This window comes from Methanobrevibacter sp. UBA417 (assembly GCF_002508845.1).
GTDB classification, from domain to species: Archaea; Methanobacteriota; Methanobacteria; order Methanobacteriales; family Methanobacteriaceae; genus Methanobrevibacter_A; species Methanobrevibacter_A acididurans.
On the sequence record NZ_DAZC01000027.1, the window covers coordinates 58,726 to 78,867 of the forward strand.

General features: G+C 26.7%; 19 protein-coding genes. 10 read left to right on the forward strand and 9 right to left on the reverse strand.

Annotation, left to right across the window (positions count from 1 at the left end):
• Window positions 1-60: 60 nt before the first annotated feature.
• The 3 genes from hacB to tes all read right to left on the reverse strand — a co-directional run bounded on the left by hacB (window position 61) and on the right by tes (window position 3,156).
• A complete protein-coding gene (hacB, locus tag BP769_RS04855) occupies window positions 61-549 on the reverse strand; it encodes a homoaconitase small subunit (protein WP_413825065.1) in 489 nt (162 codons plus the stop codon).
• Between the two features lie 37 nt (window positions 550-586).
• Window positions 587-1,573: a beta-ribofuranosylaminobenzene 5'-phosphate synthase gene (locus BP769_RS04860; protein ID WP_413825068.1), complete on the reverse strand. Its 987-nt coding sequence runs from the start codon at window positions 1,571-1,573 to the stop codon at window positions 587-589.
• Window positions 1,574-1,638: 65 nt separating this feature from the next.
• Window positions 1,639-3,156 (reverse strand): tetraether lipid synthase Tes, encoded by a 1,518-nt coding sequence (gene tes / locus BP769_RS04865; protein ID WP_413825070.1) that lies wholly within the window; start codon window positions 3,154-3,156, stop codon window positions 1,639-1,641.
• Between the two features lie 429 nt (window positions 3,157-3,585).
• Here tes and BP769_RS04870 point away from each other — a divergent pair, with 429 nt between their 5' ends.
• Window positions 3,586-4,152: a CDP-2,3-bis-(O-geranylgeranyl)-sn-glycerol synthase gene (locus BP769_RS04870; protein ID WP_413825073.1), complete on the forward strand. Its 567-nt coding sequence runs from the start codon at window positions 3,586-3,588 to the stop codon at window positions 4,150-4,152.
• A 380-nt stretch (window positions 4,153-4,532) separates the two neighbouring features.
• Here BP769_RS04870 and BP769_RS04875 read toward each other — a convergent pair whose 3' ends face one another.
• The 4 genes from BP769_RS04875 to wecB form a co-directional block, all read right to left on the reverse strand.
• Entirely contained in the window at window positions 4,533-5,228 is a 696-nt protein-coding gene (locus BP769_RS04875) for a hypothetical protein (protein ID WP_413825076.1), read from the reverse strand.
• Window positions 5,229-5,256: 28 nt separating this feature from the next.
• Complete coding sequence (locus BP769_RS04880) at window positions 5,257-6,279, reverse strand: hydantoinase/oxoprolinase family protein (protein WP_413825078.1); 1,023 nt, start codon at window positions 6,277-6,279, stop codon at window positions 5,257-5,259.
• Window positions 6,280-6,307: 28 nt separating this feature from the next.
• Complete coding sequence (locus tag BP769_RS04885) at window positions 6,308-7,387, reverse strand: ATP-grasp domain-containing protein (protein ID WP_413825080.1); 1,080 nt, start codon at window positions 7,385-7,387, stop codon at window positions 6,308-6,310.
• Between the two features lie 71 nt (window positions 7,388-7,458).
• Window positions 7,459-8,784: a non-hydrolyzing UDP-N-acetylglucosamine 2-epimerase gene (gene wecB, locus BP769_RS04890; protein WP_413825082.1), complete on the reverse strand. Its 1,326-nt coding sequence runs from the start codon at window positions 8,782-8,784 to the stop codon at window positions 7,459-7,461.
• A 332-nt stretch (window positions 8,785-9,116) separates the two neighbouring features.
• Here wecB and BP769_RS04895 point away from each other — a divergent pair, with 332 nt between their 5' ends.
• Window positions 9,117-10,238 carry an acyltransferase gene (locus BP769_RS04895; RefSeq protein WP_413825084.1) on the forward strand — a complete coding sequence of 374 codons (1,122 nt, stop codon included), beginning with the start codon at window positions 9,117-9,119 and terminating at the stop codon, window positions 10,236-10,238.
• A gap of 55 nt (window positions 10,239-10,293) precedes the next feature.
• Here the strand turns inward: BP769_RS04895 and truA are convergent, their stop codons facing one another.
• Entirely contained in the window at window positions 10,294-11,163 is an 870-nt protein-coding gene (gene truA, locus BP769_RS04900; RefSeq protein ID WP_413825086.1) for a tRNA pseudouridine(38-40) synthase TruA, read from the reverse strand.
• Window positions 11,164-11,296: 133 nt separating this feature from the next.
• Between truA and hisA the strand changes: the two genes are divergently transcribed.
• The 7 genes from hisA to pyrI all read left to right on the forward strand — a co-directional run bounded on the left by hisA (window position 11,297) and on the right by pyrI (window position 17,175).
• Entirely contained in the window at window positions 11,297-12,043 is a 747-nt protein-coding gene (hisA, locus tag BP769_RS04905; RefSeq protein WP_413825088.1) for a 1-(5-phosphoribosyl)-5-[(5-phosphoribosylamino)methylideneamino]imidazole-4-carboxamide isomerase, read from the forward strand.
• A gap of 10 nt (window positions 12,044-12,053) precedes the next feature.
• Window positions 12,054-12,497 carry an adenylyltransferase/cytidyltransferase family protein gene (locus BP769_RS04910; RefSeq protein ID WP_413825293.1) on the forward strand — a complete coding sequence of 148 codons (444 nt, stop codon included), beginning with the start codon at window positions 12,054-12,056 and terminating at the stop codon, window positions 12,495-12,497.
• Between the two features lie 141 nt (window positions 12,498-12,638).
• Complete coding sequence (argC, locus tag BP769_RS04915) at window positions 12,639-13,658, forward strand: N-acetyl-gamma-glutamyl-phosphate reductase (RefSeq protein WP_413825091.1); 1,020 nt, start codon at window positions 12,639-12,641, stop codon at window positions 13,656-13,658.
• Window positions 13,659-13,709: 51 nt separating this feature from the next.
• Window positions 13,710-14,201 carry a flavodoxin family protein gene (locus BP769_RS04920; protein WP_413825296.1) on the forward strand — a complete coding sequence of 164 codons (492 nt, stop codon included), beginning with the start codon at window positions 13,710-13,712 and terminating at the stop codon, window positions 14,199-14,201.
• 329 nt (window positions 14,202-14,530) lie between these two features.
• Window positions 14,531-15,373, forward strand: coding sequence for a protein translocase subunit SecF (locus BP769_RS04925; protein WP_413825094.1), 843 nt, complete (start codon window positions 14,531-14,533; stop codon window positions 15,371-15,373).
• Complete coding sequence (locus BP769_RS04930; RefSeq protein WP_413862175.1) at window positions 15,370-16,599, forward strand: preprotein translocase subunit SecD; 1,230 nt, start codon at window positions 15,370-15,372, stop codon at window positions 16,597-16,599. The genes BP769_RS04925 and BP769_RS04930 overlap by 4 nt, the downstream gene beginning before the upstream one ends.
• A 114-nt stretch (window positions 16,600-16,713) precedes the next feature.
• Entirely contained in the window at window positions 16,714-17,175 is a 462-nt protein-coding gene (pyrI, locus tag BP769_RS04935) for an aspartate carbamoyltransferase regulatory subunit (protein WP_413825099.1), read from the forward strand.
• A 22-nt stretch (window positions 17,176-17,197) separates the two neighbouring features.
• On the opposite strand, the gene BP769_RS04940 is transcribed toward pyrI, so the two are convergent.
• On the reverse strand, window positions 17,198-18,412 hold the full coding sequence (locus BP769_RS04940; RefSeq protein ID WP_413825102.1) for a GMC family oxidoreductase N-terminal domain-containing protein: 1,215 nt from the start codon (window positions 18,410-18,412) through the stop codon (window positions 17,198-17,200).
• Window positions 18,413-18,749: 337 nt separating this feature from the next.
• Between BP769_RS04940 and BP769_RS04945 the strand changes: the two genes are divergently transcribed.
• On the forward strand, window positions 18,750-20,120 hold the full coding sequence (locus tag BP769_RS04945; protein ID WP_413825105.1) for a TldD/PmbA family protein: 1,371 nt from the start codon (window positions 18,750-18,752) through the stop codon (window positions 20,118-20,120).
• Window positions 20,121-20,142: the final 22 nt, after the last annotated feature.

A 20,142-nucleotide genomic window follows, 5' to 3' on the forward strand; every position in this document is an offset into this window, starting at 1 on the left:
ATTTCTATTTTTTAAGATTTTATAAAAGAATAAGTTAATATTTTCAGAAAAAAGATAAAGTTATTCATTTTTTTCTTTTAAATAATGATTAACAATACCACCATCAGATAATATTTTTAACATGAACTCTTCGAAAGGTTCTATATTAAAGCTTTCATTGGTAGTTTCATTTATTACTTGACCTTTTTCTAGATTTATAGATAAAATATCTTGATCTTTTGCAATTACATTAGCTTTAATAACTGGTAAACCTATATTAATTGCATTACGATAGAATATTCTCGCAAATGATTTAGCTATTATAGCTGTAACACCTGCAGTTTTTATTGCTAAAGGTGCTTGTTCCCTACTGGAACCACAACCAAAATTTTCATTAGCTACAATAATATCTCCTTTTTTAACATTAGCCGTGAATTCAGGTCTTTCACCTTCAAGTACATGTTCTGCTAAATCTTTTGGATTGAATGTTCTAAGATATCTTCCAGGGATAATTACATCAGTATCAATATTATCCCCAAATTCCCAAACTTTACCTTTTAATTCTTTCATAATTTTTCACTTTTTTTGTAAGAAAAAATATTTTATCTTATTTTGTTAACTCATAACCATGATTTTGTGCTTTAGTTGTTATAACTATACCGTCACCATCAAGATATTCTTCAGTTGCTTTAACTATATCTTTATTACTTTTATCATAAATAGTATAAGTTACAGGTCCAAATGAACTCATTCCAACACCATAAGCACCATTATCACGCATAAAATTCATTAAATTTACAAGTTTAGGAGGTTGAAGACTCACTTCTATTTTTTTGAAACCTCTTGTTTGAATCATGTCAATACTAGCACCAAAATTTTCAATATCATGTTCTAATAAATATGGTATAAGATTCATGAAAACAACATGAGAGATTTGTTCCACTTCATTTTTAGGTACAGGACAATAATGTTGAAAAATATTAACTTCTTTATTTCCAGTAACACTATTATCTGCACTAGGAAGGGCTATCAAAATATTCCAATCTTCTGGAAAATCATATTGTCCAATAAGATGTGGAGGTCTAGCTCCAGAAGCGGAAGAAGGTAAAAATGTTGATTTTTCTTTAGAACTATGCCCTCCATCAGCAATGAAACCACCTAAGTCAAAAGAGAAAGTACCAATACCTGAAGTTCCCCCTCTTCCAACAATAGCTCCTAAATTAGGAGATAAAATATTTTGACCAATATGTTCACATATTAATTTTCCAGTAGCAAGAGAAATTTGTGTTCCAGAACCTAAACCAGAATGAGGGAAATATGCTTGTTTAACCTGAAAATGGAAACCAGATTCAATATTAAAATGATTTATAACTCTTTCTGCAGAGTTAGAAATTTTTGTAATACATTCATCTAATATTTCAGGATTTGTTATGTTATCATCAAAGCCTATAGTGATACCTTTTTCAGTTTCCTCACTTTTTAATATAAAATGAGGATTAGCTAGAGTTAATCCTACTCCACCATCAAATCGGCCATATGATCCATTTAAATCTATTAATGTCATATGTAATCTAGAAGGGGTTTTTATCATCATTGAAATCATCAAGTTTTTATTTTTTGTTAAAATATTGAAAAAAATTAAAATTTAAACTTAAAAGATTATTCTTCTTTTGAAGTTTTATCATTATATTGGAGTAATTTTGATTTAAGAGGGGTTGAAAATTCTTTTTCTATTTCTGATCTGTAAATAGAGTTCATTGTACAAAATGGTATTATTCTACCATCAGGAACTGCATAATGAATTATACATTTTCTTACTCTATCTGCATCGAAATTAAATGGATCCATAAAGTGCATACATGAAACAAGTAATGCGTGTTTATGGAATTCTCCAACAGATTCATAAGATCTTTCTTTAAAAATATCTAGTAATATTTTTTTCATATTTAAAATATCAGGTGTCTTATCAGAATCTACTACATTAGGGACATTTTTAATAGCTTTGGCAATAACTCTTTTTTGTTTTCCAAAACCTCCTTCTTCTAGTTCATCAGTATATTTGTTTAATAAATCCATTAATTTTTCTACATCTATAAACCGAGTTACTGGAATAACTTCATCCCCTTGTAAGAATGCATATGTTCCAACACCACAATGTTCATGACAATTTAAGTAAACTGGAGGTTCTGATCCTTGTAATGCTCCTGCAAAACGTGAAATTGGTTGAACAAATGAAGGAGGGTAGAAATCATCAGGTATAATATCATGATTTGTTTGTTCATCCACTAAATTAATGAAATCTGGGATGGTGATTCTTTGTTTTTCTACTTCTTCATGAGGAGTTCTTCCTGAAAATGATACTGGTTGGAAATTAACTCCATGTATGATATCTATATTTTTCATTGCAAATCTTAGGATATCTCCAACTTGATCATCGTTTATGCCTTTAACTAAAGTAGGTACTAGAACTATTCCTAAACCTGCTTCTCTACATTTTTCAATTGCTTCTAATTTAACAGATAATAAGTTTTTGTTTCTAGCAACGAGATAAGGTTCTTCTGTAACACCATCAAATTGTAAGTAAACTGTATTTAAACCAGTTTCACGTAATTCTTTAGCATAACCTTCTTTTTTAGCTAATCGTATACCATTTGTAGCAATTTGAGTATGGGAAAATCCTAAATCAATAGCTAATTTAATTAATTCAGGTAAATCTTTTCTTACAGTTGGTTCTCCACCTGCGAATTGTATAGCTGGACATCCTCTTGGTTCAATGTTTCTTAAATTTTGAAGCATTTCTTTAATTTCATCAAAAGTAGGTTCATATAATGATTTAGAAGCTGCTGCATTTGCAAAGCATATTGGACATCTTAAATTACATCTATTTGTAACATCAATTAATCCTAAAACTGTTGTTGATTCGTGTTGTTCACAAATTCCACAATTATTCGGACAGCCACCTTTTTTTTCGACTTGAGGATTATCTGCTGGTTTTATTAGAGGAGTATATTTTTCTAATTTTCCATAAAGATCAGAAGATCCCCAATAAGTATTATTAAATTCTCCATGTTCTGGACATGTTTTTTTAATAAATATTTTTCCATCTTTTTCATAAACTTCTGCAGGAACAGGTTTAAGACATGTTGGGCATAAACTAACAGTTTGTTTTATTTCCATTTTATCACCGAATAATTTTAAAAATCCTTCTTTTTAAATGTTTTTGTTAAAATTTTTATAAAAAATAGGAATAATTAATTATAATGAGTAATTTTATTATTAACCCTACTATTTTTTAAGTAATGAAAAAATTAAAAGTATTTTTTATAAAAAATGTTAATTAATTAAATAATAATGATTATTGTATTAAATTATAAATTATATTGCATAATTTTTACATTTAAATTAATTTAAGTTTAGACATATCATTTATATAGTAAATGATTAACATAAATACATCTTAACTTTATTATATATTACTATTCCTACTATTTAAACTTAAATATTAATAAAAAATTTTGTTTTACTTATATTACAATCTAATTTAAATAGTTTGTAGAGAATAATTCTAATATAACAAAAATATATTTTTATTATGGAAAATCAATTATGGTAATTAATTTAGTTAATTTTTTAATTAGTTGTGCAATCGCAATTTATTTTATGTTACCTGCTTATGTTTCTAACCTTAGTGGTCTTGCTTTTGGTGGAGGAACACCTATGGATAAAGGTAAAACTCTTTCAGATGGTTATAGAATTATAGGTAACGGAGTAACTTGGAAAGGATTTATTTCCGGGACAATTTTAGGAACTTTAGTTGGAGGTATTCAGGGTTTTTTAAGTATTAATTTAACCCAAATAAGTGGAGGAATAATAACTCTAAACGTTTTTCAAAGCATACCTAATGGATTAATTTTAGGATTTATTCTTGCTTTTGGTGCATTATTAGGAGATGCTGTGGGAAGTTTCATTAAAAGACGTTTAGGAATTTCTAGTGGTAAACCTGCACCTTTCTTAGATCAATTAGACTTCGTAATAATGTCACTTCTTTTAATATCATTCATAGTGCCTTTAAGTATAGATTTCGTTTTAATCATAGCATTTATCACTTTAATTTTACATTTAAGTTCCAATACAATAGCTTATTTACTTGGAATAAAAGATGTTTGGTATTAAATATTAAACATTTAAAACTAATATTTTTTCAAAATATAACATTAAAAATCGCTTAAGATATTAATAATTAAAAAAATGATTAAACTAATAAAAATATTCATTTATAAGAATAATAATTGAATATTTAATCGATAAAATAAAAAATTAAAAAACAAGCCATAAAATTAAATAGAAAATATTAAATAATATAAATTAAAAACTTCTAATTAGAAAAATAGCAACTACTATAAAAAGTCTATTTTTCTAGAGGAAATCTTAAAGTTTTTAAATCATCCCCTTCTTAAGCTTTAACAAGGATAAAACAGTTAAAGACCTAACTAACTTTAAGATTTACTCTTCAAAAAATAAAGATTTAACTATTTTTAAAAGCTACCTAGTGTTTATGAAGCTAAAACATTATAAGATTCTGATATTAACCTATATGAATTAATAAAAGCAAATAATATAAAATCATCTTCAGGTATTTCATAAACAAACAAATTAGTACCAGTAGCTACAATTGGATTATCAACTGATGTAATACTAGAACTTTTTGCAGAATTGTCTGAATTTCGTTTATAATAATTAAAATCTGACAACTTTTCCATCACTGCAGAAGCTAAATCAACAGAGGAAGAATCCATACTTGGTGTTGCAATATAATAACCATCACCATAACCTTCTTCATGATCATGACCAATTATCACTAAATCATAATCTGAATCAGCTACATCATCAACAACATAATCATGAACCAAAGATTCACCATTAGCCCGACCAATATCAAAATCTTGAGGATTTGAAGTAACAGTGACTTTATAATTATCAACTTCAACATTATTAAATAGTGTTAAAAATTTACAAACTTCAGGTAAAACCCATTGATGTAGGGATTCACGTGAATGCATACCAGAAACAACAGCAATTTTAACATCAGGATTTGAATAATGAGAATAATTATATTTGACAACTTGCCCTAAATCATTATAACCTACAGTAGTAGTTTGACAATTATTAATAAAAGAAAAAACAACTAGTATTATTACTGTTAAAATCAATAACCATTTTAAAAGATTTGATTTTTTCTTTTTTCCCATATCAAATCACCACCTCAAAAAAATAAATTTAACTGATGAATTTTTCCATCATTATAGCAGTTCCTATAGCTGGAGCAACAACACATTCTTCATCAGACAATAACATATCCATAGGTTTAACTCTTAAATCTAAACTTAAAGCCGCTTCATTACATAGAATATCTTTACCTAAACCAGTTGTTATAACAATGTCTAAATTTTCTCTTGAAGCAACTTCATCTAAAGCAGTAGCAATCTGTGCAACTTGTGCTTGATGAATATATTGTGCAATTTCAACAATATCCTCAGGAGATAAAATATCTAAATCTGCACATAAGACTCTAGAAATTCTTCTCATTGCTTCTTCTTTAGATTTACCTTGACCATCACAAGTATCACAAACATAATCATTAGGGGAAATTAAATCTAAAACTGTATAAACATCTGCTGTAATTGCAAATAACTCTGATGCTACTCTATACTCCATACCATCAAATGGTATTTTATCTAAGAAACTGGATAAATTTGTTCTAAGTGTTCCAGTATAAACTAATTCACCAGTTGCTAATCTTTCAAAATCAGAACGTCCCTTAGCACATTCTGAACCATTTTTAACTGGTATTATATCAGTAGTTGTACTTCCAGTATCAACAAACACACAGTCTTCTTCCATAATACCTGCAATTTCTGCAGTAGCCACCCAATTAGCAGCTGCAGCTTTAATCGGTTGTTTTTTAATATCAGAAGAGCTTAACATCCCATCAATACCAACAATACCTACAGGAACATTGAATTCTTTTTCTGATTTGTTAATAACATCTAAAACTCCTTCTTTTTTAGTTGAATATGCATCAACTAATTCAGCAGTCATAGATATACCAACAGCATCAATTTCATCCAAAGGACAAATATTTTCAATTAATCTTACAAGAGTTTCGCCTAACTCTTGGCTTTTACGCCACATAGGAAGGTATTCAAAATCTGTTTGTACCTCTTTAATTTCATTGTCTTTAAAATCTATTATTGCTAAATCTGTATTGGCTCCACCAATATCAAAACCTGCTACTTTCATAAATAATAATCCTCGTATTTTAAAAATATTAATTAAATTCTTCAATTTTTAATTCATTTTCTTCTTTAGTAAATTTTACTTTACCATTTAATAAGATATTTTCTTTTAATTTTTGAATATTAATTTTATTATCTAATAAATTAATTATTGTTTCTCCTATATTAAAATTTACTAGTTTTTTTAATCCAACATAAGGTGTAGTGAATCGTGAATTTATTTCTAAAAAGGTTACTTCTTCCCCTAAAATTAAATCCACACCAACAAAACCTTTAAGGCCTTTAACGGTTTCAACAGCATCAGTTGCAAGTTTAAAAGCTTGATTTTTTAATGGATGATTAAATGGAAGCTCCCCACCATTATAAGAAATATCTTTTTTACCGAATAAGATATTCTGCTTATTTAAACTTAAAGGAATTGCATGATCCCCATCAGTTAAGAGACTTACACTACAAGAGTACCCTTCTATATATTTTTGAATAAGAACAGTTGTCCCTTTAGGGTAAATATTATTAAAATTAATTAAATCATCTTTTTTCGAAATTAAAGATACTCTTTCACAATCCACACCATTAATAGGCTTAATAATTAATTTAGTATCCTTATATTTATTGAATTCATTATAAATACTTAAAATTTCATTTTTGAAATTGGAATATGAATCAATTTTAATTTTATAAGTTAATGGTTGATTTACAAGATTTTTTAACAATTCATGAGTTAAATATTTATTTGTACAAGTAATGATACTTTCTGAATTAGAACAATATAATTTAAGATGATTATCCTCAAGAATTTTTGTTATGTTAAATAGATGTTCATCTTCTTCATCTGCTATAAAAATCGATTTTTTAAATTTACAAGCATTCTTTTCTAACCAATGAATTAATGGTTCGTTAATAAATATTATTTTAACGTCTAGATCTTCAAATAAATTTTTAAATTTTTTAGAAACTATAAGGTAAATATCTAAATGTTTTAAGTCATCAGCTAATTCTTTAATCATACCAGTAGCTTCAGATATAATTGACATATCATTTATTCCATTTGCGGTAAAATATTCAAAAAGTAGAATTGAATTCTCATCACAATTACTTAAATTACTCACCATAAAAATTACTCTTTTATATAATATTCTTAAAAAAAATAGGTAAAAATAATTGAGTTAAATAATAAAATTACTTAACTATAAATTTTATATAATATGAATTTATTTTTAATATTTAAATCATCACTTGGGAAAATTGCATTTTCACTGAAAACAAATTGTATTAATGCATTATATTTATCTTCAAATTCTTTAACTGTAACATCTTCAGTGATTAATTTCATTTCCCTATTAAATGTTGACATGACTTTATCAGGTGAAACTAGTGCTAATTTATTATTTTTATAAAATTTTTCTATACAAGTTAAAATTTCATTAGCTGTGTTTCCTTTTCCATATGGATTTTTAGCATTTTTCATTTTATTTGCAAAATCTGGATTATTTAAAATTTTAGAAGCATTATCTAAAATTACATCTTTATCAGAACCTACAAGAATATTACCTCCTGCAGAAACTGTTTCAGGTCTTTCAGTATTATATCTTAAGGTTAATGCTGGAATATTTAAAGTTATAGCTTCTTCTTGTAATCCCCCAGAATCAGTTAAGATTAAAGTTGATTTAGATAATAGAACAAGGAAATCTAAATAACCAACAGGCTTTATAATATGAATATGATCATATTTATTAAGTTTTTCTAATAATCCAAAGTTTTCAAGTGTTTTTCGAGTTCTAGGATGGATTGGGAAAATTATATTCATATCTTTTAATTCGATTAGTGCATCTATTATACTGTTCAATCGTTGTTTCACATCAACATTTTCTGCTCTATGCATTGTTAATGTGAGAATATTATCCATATTATCAATATCTAAATCTGCTAATTCTTTTTCATACTCAGAAATGTCCCTATTCTCTGCAATCTGCAAGTTTCTATAACATGCATCAACTACTGTATTCCCTGTTATGAATACTCGTTTACGAGAAATATCTTCACTAATTAAATTAATTGCAGATTCTTCTGTAGGAACAAAGTATAATTTAGATGAAACATCCGCTGCTTTACGATTAATCTCTTCAGGCATTGTTTCATCAAATGATCTAAGACCTGCTTCTACATGGCCTACAGGTATATGTAATTTAACTGCTACTAATGCTCCTGCAAGTACTGCATTAGTATCTCCTTGAACAAGTAAAATATCAGGTTTTTCTTTAATTAAAACCTTTTCAATTCCTTCCATCATTTTACCTGTTTGTTTACCATGAGATCCAGATCCTACATGAATATTATAATTTGGTAAAGGTAATTTTAAATCTTTAAAAAATGTTTCAGACATTTCTTTATCATAATGTTGGCCTGTATGAATTAAAAGTAATTCATGACCTCGATCTATTATTTCATCCATAACAGAAGCCATTTTAATTATTTCAGGTCTTGTTCCAAGTACAATAGATATCTTCATAAATTATCTCCAATGAAAAAAAATATTATTAATTTATAAATTTTTTATAATATTTTTTATTAATTATTGATTAATTTTAATTTTAAATCATTTAAATATAATGAATTTAACATTTTTAGTGAATTTAAAATATTAATAAATTATGTTAAAAATAAAAATAAGATTCAAACTAAAATCATCCTAATTTTTTGACAAAAATTGTAAAAAAGAGCAAAAAAGTTATAAATAAGTTTGATAAAAAAATTATATAATAACTATTTTTAATAAATTAACTAAAAATATTAATTTTTAAATAATACTCTAATTTTAATTTTAGAATGAGTTGATACAGCATGGAAAAAGTAAAGGAACCACTATTATCAAACAATTTTTTTAAAATTTTACCCCCTATTGCTATAATATCTTTAATTTTTTCACATGTATGCATATACCCTCCAGTGATGACAGCAACACCTAATTTTGCAAATATTAATTGGTTACTTGCAGATATTGGAAATTCTTCATTTAATTTTGGAGTTCCACTTTTTTTAATGTTAGTTGGAAGTTTTTTGCAAGAAAATTGGAGAATAAGAGAATTTTTAGAAGATAGATTTTGGGGTATGGCTACTCCTTTAATATTTTTTTCAATACTACTTACAGTACTTGTTATAATAATATGTGGATTCCACCCTGAACTAATGAATTTTTTCGGTATAAAATCTTTTACTGTTCTCGGTTTTTATGATCTTTTTAAAAGTGTATTCTTTGCACAATCTTGGTTTTCAACTCAATATAGTTATATGTGGTTAATTTTTGGGGTTTACCTTTTCTTACCTATACTTAAATCTTGGGTTCAGAATACTCCTCTTAGAGAGGCAGAATATTTTTTAGTTATTTGGTTAATAGTTTGCTTATTAAAAAGTACATTCAATATAGATTTAGCATTATATATTAATTATTTTATGGGACCTATTGGATTTGTTATATTAGGTTACTATTTAATGAATACTAGATGGAAGATATTTAACAATAAAAATTTTGGATTAGTTTTATTTATATTGATGAGCATATTATTACCAATTTTATCACCTGCAATTAGTCCCGGTAATGATATAACTATATTCAATCGTTATAGTGTTTATATGATTTTACAATCCGCTGGTTTATTCATATTCTTGAAAAATGCAACAAGTATCTATAAAAAGGAAAATAAAAACAGATTATATTATAAATTTTTAATGCATTTATCTAAGATAACTATAGGAATATTTCTTATGTATGAATTTATAATTGGAATAATAATGAAAGTATATTTTACTCCAAGTAATTTTTATTACATGTCTTGGATATGTTTCTTTATAGCTTTCATAATTCCGTATCTTATCATGTTAATTTTTAGTAAAACTCCCTATTTAAAAAATTTAGTGGGAGTAGTTAGAAAAAATCCATTAGTTTATATTAACGATTATATTTAATGTAACTATAATAATTTATTAATTATTTTAATATATTTAAAGAAGCTTGAATTTGTTAAATATCATTTAATGAATTAATTATACTTTCAGTTAAAGAATAGTTCCGTTGATAATTTAGTAGATTTTTTGTTAATATTCTTTTAAATCTTTCAATAGCATAATCATCATTTGAAAAATTTATATTATCATATTGAATATTCATTAAGATTAATTGATCAGCATCCATAACTTTAATACATGCTTTTTCTTCATTGATTTTTGGATTTAATAATCTTTCAACTTGTTCTAATGATAATTTTTCTTTACCTACTAAAACAAAGATTCTCATCATTTTACGTACCATATTCCACAGAAAACTTTCTCCAAATATATCGATAAATATGGGGGAACAAGAATTATTTAAATTAGTTAAATTATTATTTTTAAATTTTAATTCTTCATTGAATAATGGTGTTGAAATCTTTATATCTTCTATAGTTCTTATAGGTGTTTTTTGTTCTCTTTTTGAAAAATTTATAAAATTATGTGTTCCTTTAAAAATATCTGCACATTGATGTAATAAATCCATATTTAAATCTGAATCAAATAAAACATACCGGTATTGTCTCATTTGAGCATAACGAGGTTTAAAACCAAAACGTACAGGAGCTTTTCCTAATATTTGAATATCATCTGGAAGATTTGTATTGATTTGATTTACAAGTACTTCTTTTTCACTTTGAAAACTAATCACATTACCTAAACTGTGAACACCCTTGTCTGTTCGACCTGCAATACGGAATCTTGCTTTTTTTAAATCATCAAAATATTCTAATCTTTGCAAAGTATTAATAAGTTCTTCCTCTATTGTCCTAAGATTAGGTTGTCTTTGGAATCCATGAAAATTTGTACCAATATAACCAATTTTTAATGCTGTTCTCTTCATTTTTATTAAATCCTTTGCAAAATTTTTTTGTAATTATAAATATATATCATACCTTTTAAATATTAAAGTAGTATATATTATTTAAAAATTAAAATTTTTTTATTAAAATTTTCTTAAATAAATGGTTTTTAATATGTTTAAAAAAGATGAAATGTTAATAATGCCTGCAGTGGATATTAAAGGTGGAAAATGTGTTCAATTAGTTCAGGGCGAACCTGGAACCGAACAAGTAGTGATTAATAATCCTGAGAAAGTTGCAAAGTATTGGGAAGATAAAGGTGCTAATACTGTTCATGTAATTGATTTAGATGGGACTTTAAATGGTGAAACTAATATTGAAACTATTAAAAAAATATTAAATGAAGTAAATGTTCCTATTCAATTAGGTGGAGGTATAAGAAGTATTGAATATGCTGAAAATTTACTTAATTTAGATATTGAAAGATTAATTATTGGCACAATGGGAATCAAACACCCCGAAACAATAACCAAATTATCTGAAGAATATGGTGCAGATAGGATAATGATTTCTTTAGATAGTAAAAATTCTAAAGTTGTTATAAAAGGATGGCAAGAAAAGATTAATAAAACCGCTACAGAAATTAGTAAAGAATTTGAAGAATATGGTGCTGGAAGTATATTATTCACAAATGTGGATGTAGAAGGTTTACTTAATGGTTTTAACATAGACCCTATATTAAAATTAGTAAAATCTGTAAATATTCCAATTGTTTACTCTGGAGGGATAACTACAATAGAAGATGTTAAAAAATTATCTAAAACTGGAGTTAAGGGTATTGTAATAGGTTCAGCATTGTATAAAGATAAAATCAAAATAGATGATGCATTAAAATATCAAAGTTTAAAAGGTGAATTCTAAAATGAAAGTAATGGCAAGTGGTACTTTTGACATAATCCACCCAGGTCATGGTTTATATTTAGAAAAAGCTAAAGAGTTAGGTGGCGAGAATGCTGAATTAGTAGTTGTAGTAGCTAAAGATTCAACAGTTAAAAAACGAAAAAGAATACCTATTATAAATGAGAAACAACGATTAGAAATGGTGAAATATTTAAAACCCGTAGATGAAGCTTACCTTGGGCATGATGGAGATATGTTTAAAATAGTTGAAGAAATAAAACCTGACATAATAGCTATAGGTGCAGATCAAGATTTTGATTTAGATAAACTTCGAAAAAGTTTGAAGGATAGGAATTTAAATATTGAAGTTAAAAAAGTAAAAAGTTACCATAAAGCAGATTTAGATAGTAGTTGTAAAATTATAAAAAAGATTAAAGAAACAAATTATGGTAAAGAAAATTTAAAAGATTGTTAACTCTGAAAAAGAATCTATTAAAATTAATTAAATTTTAAATTATGATACAAAAACATTGCGATATATTAATTTAATCAAAAGAAAAAGAGTTTATATAAAATAAAACATAATATAAATTATTATTTTATTGGTGTAAAAAAAATGATAGACGTAGCTATTATAGGGGCAAGTGGATATACTGGTGGAGAATTAATTAGATTTTTATTAAACCATCCAGAAGTGAAAATAACAGATATTACTTCTAGAAAATATGATAACATCCCTCTACATAAAGTTCATCCTAATCTTAGGGATACTGGTTTAAAATTTAGTAATAAAAAATTAAGTGATATTAATGCTGATATTGTTTTTACAGCAACCCCCCATGGAGCTTCAATGAAGATTGTTCCAGAACTTTTAGATACTGGTGCTAAAGTCATTGATTTAAGTGGAGATTACAGATTTAATGATTATGATATTTATGAAAAATGGTATGGTTTTAAACATACTGGTAAAATAAATGCTGTATATGGTCTTCCAGAAATTCATAGAAAAGAGATTAAAAAAGCTAAACTTGTTGCTAATCCAGGATGTTTCACAACTGGATCCATATTATCTGCTTTTCCTTTATCAAAAGCAAAAATGTTAAGTAGATGTATTTTTGATAGTAAATCTGGAGTTAGTGGATCTGGTATTAAACCTACAGAATCAAGTCATTATCCGAATATTGGAGATAATATTAACCCTTATAAAGTAACTAGTCATAGACATATGCCTGAAATTCAGCAAGAATTAGGATTATTTTCTGATGTTAAAGTATCTTTTACTCCTCATTTAGTTCCTGTGATTCGAGGCATTTTAACTACAAATCATAGTTTTTTAAAAGATGAATATAATGATATTAGTAGTGAAGAAATACGTGATATTTATATTAACCAGTATAAAGATGAACCTTTCGTGAAAATTATGGACGAAGGAGAAATGCCACGTTTAAGTTCTGTTCGTGGATCTAATTATATTCATATAGGATGTTTTGAGATTGATGAAACTGGCAGATTAGTAATTGTATCTGCTATTGATAATTTAGTTAAAGGGGCTTCTGGTCAAGCTATCCATAATATGAATCTTTTATGTGGATTTGATGAAACTGAAGGTTTAGAAACTTATGGTATGCACCCTTAAATATTTGATGTTTATTATTGAAAATTTAGAAAAAAAATGGAACATGAAAGCATGAAAACTTTAATTATATATTATTCAAAAAGTGAAAATACTAAAATAGTTGCTGAAACTTTAGCACATGAATTATCTAGTGATATTATTAGAGTTAAAGATATTAAGAAACGAAGTGGATTTTTTAGTAAATTTAGTTCTAGTATAGATGCTTTTAGGGAAAGTAAAACTGAAATTACTCCTTCTAATATTAATATTTCTGATTATGATTTGATTTATATTGGAACTCCTACATGGGCTAGTAATCCAGTTCCTGCAATAATTACTTTAATAGATAAATTAGATTTGAAAGGAAAAGATGTTGTTTTATTCGCTACTATGTCCAATTCTGGCGGCAAAAATGCTATTAAAAGAATGAGTGAAAAGGTAGAAGTTAGAGGTGGGCGTGTAATAGAAACTTTTACTCTTAAAACTAAAGATAAAAATTTAAATCAAATTGCAGATGATAGTTTTAATATTGCAAGATTATTGGATTTAAGTATTTACAGTTAAAATTTATATATACTAATTTTTTATATTTTAAAAATTATCTATTTTTATTATTTTTTAAGTTTTATACAAAACTTTAAATCTTTATTCATATAATATATTTATAATCTAACTTTAAACATATATGAAAGATTTTCATTATAATTAATTTATTTTAAATTACAGCTAGATTATTACATTATAAAACAATTTAAAATTAATAATTGATTTTTAATAAGATTAAACACTTTATTTTATTATAATTATTGAATTATTAATTTTAAATTAAAATATATTAACTATTTTTTTATTAGAAAAAATTAGTTTTAAAAATTATATGGTTATGAATAGAAATGTTTGAAAAATTTATGGAATCTTACAAAAAAGTAATTTTCGTTCCAATAATTATAACTATTATAGCATTAGCACTTATTGCTTTTGTAGGTGTTGATCAAGGTATTGAATTAAAAGGAGGTTCCACTGCAGAAGTTCAATTAACTAGTAATATTAGTCCAAGTGCTTTGCAATCTCAATTATCCGATAGTTTAAATACCTCTGATATTAGTGTTTATAGTAATGGAGCCGATTCAAAGAAAGTTACTGTTGATATAAGTAATGGTATTAACGATACGGCATTTACTTCAGCTTTAGGAGATAATGGAAAAGTTGCGAGTTTTAATGCAATTGGGCCAGTATTAAGTCAAGAAGCAATGGGTCAAGTTTATTGGGCATTATTATTTGCATTTATATTTATGGCAATAACTGTATTTATTGTATTTAGAGAGCCTGTGCCTTCTGTTGCGGTTATTCTTGCAGCATTATGCGATATTGTAATTGCTATTGGAGGAATGGCTTTATTCAAAATACCTTTAAGTATAGCATCTGTTGGTGCATTATTAATGCTTATTGGTTACAGTGTTGACACAGATATTTTACTTACTACTCGATTACTGAAAAGACATGACGGAACTGTAGTTAAAAGAGCAAGTGATGCTATGGAAACTGGTTTAACAATGTCAATATCAGCTATATCTGCTATGGTTGTATTATATATTGTTACAGCATTTTTAATACCTGAAGCTTCTACATTAACTAGTATTTCATCTGTACTTATTTTAGGCCTATGTGCTGATATACTTACAACTTGGTGTATGAATTTAACAATTTTAAGAGTTTATCTGGAGAGATCAGAATGAAAAACAAGAAGAAAATTAAAGAGTTTTTGAGAGATAAACAAGTAATTCTGTTAATTGCATTTATTTTAATTAGTATAATTAGTGTAGCGGCTTTAGGAATTGATGAAGGTTTAGATTTAAAAGGTGGATCTTCCATCCAGTTACAATTAGATGAACCAGTTAATAGTAGTACTATGAAAACTGTCACAACTGTTCTTGATAAACGTCTTAATTTATATGGAGTTTCAGATGTAAAAGTTCGTGAAAGTGGAGATCAAAGAGTAATTATTGAAATGGCTGGTAAGTCTCCTTCTGAAGTTGAGCGTTTGATTGGTAATCCTGGAGTATTTACTGCTAAAATTGATAATCAAACAGCTTTAACTGGAAATGATGTTGCGAGTGTTGATAGTTATAAAGTACAAGGAGAAACTTCTTGGATTGTGCCATTTACTTTGACAACAGATGGAGCTAAACATTTTGCTGATGTGGCTAAAGGTAAATCTGGGCAAAAGGTAGTAATGTACTTAGATGGTAAACCTATAGATAATGATCCTCCAAGTTTATCTGCAGAATTAGCTACTGGTGAACCTGTTACCGATTTAGAGGTTACGGGTAGTGAAGATACTGTTCAAGAAACCCAATCTAAAGCAAATACGGTTTATACTGTACTTAAAACAGGATCATTACCAGTCAAAGTTCATGTTGTTGGTTCAAATACGATTTCCGCTGAATTAGGTCAGGAATTTTTAGAAGGTACATGTATTGCAGGGTTATTAGCAATATTAGTAATTAGTGGAATTGTGTATATTCGGTATAGAAAACCAATATTAGTTGTTCCTATAATGATAACAAGTTTATCAGAAGTGCTGATTGTTTTAGGTGTTGCATCATTAATTAGTTGGAATATTGATTTGGCTGCAATAGCGGGTTTAATTGCAAGTGTTGGTACGGGTATTGACGATCAAATTATTATCACGGATGAAGTACTTACACATCAATCTGATAAATCAAAACATAAACATGTTCGAGCAAGAATGAATGTTAAAAATGCATTATTCATTATATTTGCTTCTGCAGGTACTTTAATTGCAGCTATGTTACCTTTAACATATATTGGATTTGCTAGAGGTAGTAGTGGTATAGGTACTATTGCTGGTTTTGCATTTACCACAATATTAGGTGTACTTATTGGAGTATTCATTACAAGACCTGCATATGCTAAATTTATAGAATCTTTCATAGCTTAAGGATATTTATTATCCTTAACTTCTTTTTTTTTAAATATTTTTTTAAAACTAATCTTATTAGATTAATACTTTTTTTCATAAATTTTAAATAAATTATTTTATATAGATGTTATTATGATAAAACCTGAGCTTAAAGTTAAACCTATTAAAGATGGTACTGTAATTGATCACATTACAGCAAATAAATCATTATATGTAATGAGAATTTTAGGACTTCCTGATGGAGAATCTAATGTTTCTTTAGCAATAAATGTTTCTTCTGGTGATGGAGGTAAAAAAGATATTGTTAAGATAGAAAATAGAGAATTAGATAATGATGAATTAGATCAAATTGCGTTAATTTCACCTAATGCAACTATAAATATTATAAGAGATTATGAAATTATTTCTAAAGCTCAAGTTACTCTTAGAAATGAATTAGAATCTATCATTAAATGTATTAATCCTAAATGTATTAGTAACACTCCAGAACCAATAAAAAGTAAGTTTTATGTTATAAAAAAAGACCCTTTACTTCTTAGATGCCATTATTGTGAAAGAATAATAAATGAAGAAGAGATAAATAAACTATTTTAAAAAAAATAAAGAAAAAATTTTATTATGAATATTCTTCAATTAAATGATTTGCTAATCTTAATGCTAAAGCTAATATGAGTAATATAGGGGGTTTTCCAGGGGACCAAGGTATAACACTTGCATCCGCTACATATAAACCAGTTATATTGGTTTGAAGATTTTTATCAACAACCTCACCAATTGCAGCAGTACCTCCAGGATGTGCTCCTCTAAAAACGGTTGAAGTAATTGTTGTTGGATCTACTCCTGCTGTAGTTAATATTGCACCCGCAGCAGCTGAACCTTCAGCTAAACGCTTTATATCATTTATAGAATTATATTTGATTACTTTCCCATTTTCTATTTTTCCAAGTCCATCATCTGGAATTTTAACCATTATACTTAATATATCTTTATTCTCAATATCATAACCATTTTCTTTAAGGAATGATGCAGCATATGTAGAAAAGTGTGGGGATAAAATATAATCATTTCCTATGGCTAAAGCATTCATTTGAACTTCTGTATTATAATGAATATCTTTTAATAATCCTCCTACAGTTACAAATGGATCTATGAATAATTTTCTTCCTGCGTTTATTCCTGAATTTTGAAGTATTATTGCAGAATTTATAGCTCCAGCTGCGAGTATTATTTCTTTAGATTTTATGATTCTTGTTTTATTATCTTTTTTAATTTCTACTCCTTTTAATTGTCCATTTTCTATTATTATTTTTGTGGCTTCGGTATTTGTTAATAATTCTGCATTATTTTTAATAGCTATATCAATAAAATCTTTTGAACTCCATTTAGCATCTTGCGGACACCCAAATGAACATTTTCCACAAATTTTACATTCTGAATCTCTTATAAATTTAGGCATTTTTTGTGTTTTAAAACCATATTGTTTTGAGATATCGATGAATTTTTGAGTTCCTTTGCCTATATGGTCATCATCCATTTCATGGATGTTAAGAAGTTTTTCAACTTGATTATATTCATTTGATAAATCAATTCCAATATTTTTGAATTCTTTTTCTAAGATTCTTACTCCATTTCCTGCTGAGACTATTGTGGATCCTCCAACACATGTTGTTTTTAATAAATCCATATTTTCATATGATTTATCATAGTAATTGATTGCATCTTTAGTTTTTATGTATGGTCCTTTTTCTATTATTGTGACTGGTATATTGGATTTTGCTAATTCCATTGCAATTATAGCTCCTCCAGCCCCAGATCCAATTATTATAACCATTTTTTCACTCCAAGTTTTTATATTTAATAATATTTTTTTATATGTTTAAAAAAATCTCTATATAACTATTGTTATTAATTATGTTTATAAACATTTCTAAAAAAAACAAACTCAAAATTAACAAAACAAATAATTAGAAAAATTAAAATCTTTTTTTATAATATATAAAATTTTATTTACATATAAAATTAAATTAATAATATATATAATCTTAAGAGAATACTATTTGTAAATGAAAAAATTAAATTAATAAAAAACTTAAGAAAAAATAAGAAATAAAAGAAAAAACAAAAATTAAAGTTATAAATAATAATAAAAATTAAAAAGTGGGTAGAAAATGGAAACAAAAATAGACATTTTTGAAAAAATAATAGCTAAAATTCAAGATAAAGTAGATTATGCAGATATTCGTGCAGGAACTGGGAATAATACTAATATTATAATGAAAGATAATAAAATTCAAGAAATTAATACTGGAATATCTAATGGTGCAAGAATAAGAGTACTAAATAATGGAGCTTGGGGATTTGCTTATACAAATGATTTAAACAAATTAGATGACATTACACAAACAGCTATAAAAATTTCAAAATCTTTAAAAGGAGATGTTGAATTATCTGAAGCAGATATTGTTAAAGATAAAGTTAAAACTCCTAGAAAAATATCAGTAAACGATGTAGATATTGAAGAAAAAAAAGAATTAATGGCAGATGCAAATAAAAGCGCATCAGTAGGTAAAGTCATAAGTACTACCGTAAATTATCAAGATAGTGAATCTGAAACTGCAATTGTAACAAGTGAAGGTACTGAAATTATACAAGATGAAACTAGAATTGGATTATGGTTAAACACAGTAGCATCATCTGGAGATTTAATACAATTTGGACATGGAAGTTTAGGAGGAGCAAAAGGTTATGAAATACTAAAAAATGCTGATATTGAAAGTTTTGGAAGAAAAATAGGGGAAAAAGCTACAAATCTTTTAAATGCAAGTACTGCGCCTTCTGGAAAATTTCCAATAATTACGGATAATGAGTTAACTGGTGTATTTATCCATGAAGCTTTAGGTCATGCAAGTGAAGCAGATTTAATTTTACAAGATGATTCTGTTTTAAAAGGAAAATTAGGGGATAAAATTGGATCTGATATAATCAATATTTATGATGATCCATCAAATAAGGATGGTTTTGGATATTATGAATATGATGTAGAAGGTGTGAAAACTCATAAAAATCAACTAGTTAAAGATGGAGAATTAGTTTCATTACTTTCTTCAAGAGAATCTGCTTCAAAATTAGGAATGAAATCTAGTGGTAATGCAAGAAGTTCAATTAATGATCAACCTATTGTAAGAATGAGTAATACTTATTTGGAACCTGGAGATCATTCATTTGAAGAATTGATTGAAGATATACCTGAAGGAATTTATTTAAAAGGTTCTAGAGGAGGTCAAGTAGATACAGGAAAAGGAATATTCCAGTTCAATGCTGTAGAATCATATAAAATAGAAAATGGGGAAATTGGTCAAGAATTAAGAGATGTATCATTATCAGGAAATATTTTAGAAACCTTAAAAAATGTTGATGCAATAGGTAATGATTTTAAATTTAGTGTTGGATTCTGTGGAAAGAATGGTCAAATTGCTCCTGTTGGAGATGGTGGTCCTAACACTAGAATATTGAATGCTATGGTTGGAGGCAGTAATTAAAAAAATTATAAGGGGCTTGATA

Bases quoted from the DNA above. Each gene is read 5' to 3' on its own strand.
- hacB (WP_413825065.1), bottom strand. From the start codon at position 549: ATGAAAGAATTAAAAGGTAAAGTTTGGGAATTTGGGGATAATATTGAT.
- BP769_RS04860 (WP_413825068.1), bottom strand. From the start codon at position 1,573: ATGATGATAAAAACCCCTTCTAGATTACATATGACATTAATAGATTTA.
- tes (WP_413825070.1), bottom strand. From the start codon at position 3,156: ATGGAAATAAAACAAACTGTTAGTTTATGCCCAACATGTCTTAAACCT.
- BP769_RS04870 (WP_413825073.1), top strand. From the start codon at position 3,586: ATGGTAATTAATTTAGTTAATTTTTTAATTAGTTGTGCAATCGCAATT.
- BP769_RS04875 (WP_413825076.1), bottom strand. From the start codon at position 5,228: ATGGGAAAAAAGAAAAAATCAAATCTTTTAAAATGGTTATTGATTTTA.
- BP769_RS04880 (WP_413825078.1), bottom strand. From the start codon at position 6,279: ATGAAAGTAGCAGGTTTTGATATTGGTGGAGCCAATACAGATTTAGCA.
- BP769_RS04885 (WP_413825080.1), bottom strand. From the start codon at position 7,387: ATGGTGAGTAATTTAAGTAATTGTGATGAGAATTCAATTCTACTTTTT.
- wecB (WP_413825082.1), bottom strand. From the start codon at position 8,784: ATGAAGATATCTATTGTACTTGGAACAAGACCTGAAATAATTAAAATG.
- BP769_RS04895 (WP_413825084.1), top strand. From the start codon at position 9,117: ATGGAAAAAGTAAAGGAACCACTATTATCAAACAATTTTTTTAAAATT.
- truA (WP_413825086.1), bottom strand. From the start codon at position 11,163: ATGAAGAGAACAGCATTAAAAATTGGTTATATTGGTACAAATTTTCAT.
- hisA (WP_413825088.1), top strand. From the start codon at position 11,297: ATGTTTAAAAAAGATGAAATGTTAATAATGCCTGCAGTGGATATTAAA.
- BP769_RS04910 (WP_413825293.1), top strand. From the start codon at position 12,054: ATGGCAAGTGGTACTTTTGACATAATCCACCCAGGTCATGGTTTATAT.
- argC (WP_413825091.1), top strand. From the start codon at position 12,639: ATGATAGACGTAGCTATTATAGGGGCAAGTGGATATACTGGTGGAGAA.
- BP769_RS04920 (WP_413825296.1), top strand. From the start codon at position 13,710: ATGAAAACTTTAATTATATATTATTCAAAAAGTGAAAATACTAAAATA.
- BP769_RS04925 (WP_413825094.1), top strand. From the start codon at position 14,531: ATGTTTGAAAAATTTATGGAATCTTACAAAAAAGTAATTTTCGTTCCA.
- BP769_RS04930 (WP_413862175.1), top strand. From the start codon at position 15,370: ATGAAAAACAAGAAGAAAATTAAAGAGTTTTTGAGAGATAAACAAGTA.
- pyrI (WP_413825099.1), top strand. From the start codon at position 16,714: ATGATAAAACCTGAGCTTAAAGTTAAACCTATTAAAGATGGTACTGTA.
- BP769_RS04940 (WP_413825102.1), bottom strand. From the start codon at position 18,412: ATGGTTATAATAATTGGATCTGGGGCTGGAGGAGCTATAATTGCAATG.
- BP769_RS04945 (WP_413825105.1), top strand. From the start codon at position 18,750: ATGGAAACAAAAATAGACATTTTTGAAAAAATAATAGCTAAAATTCAA.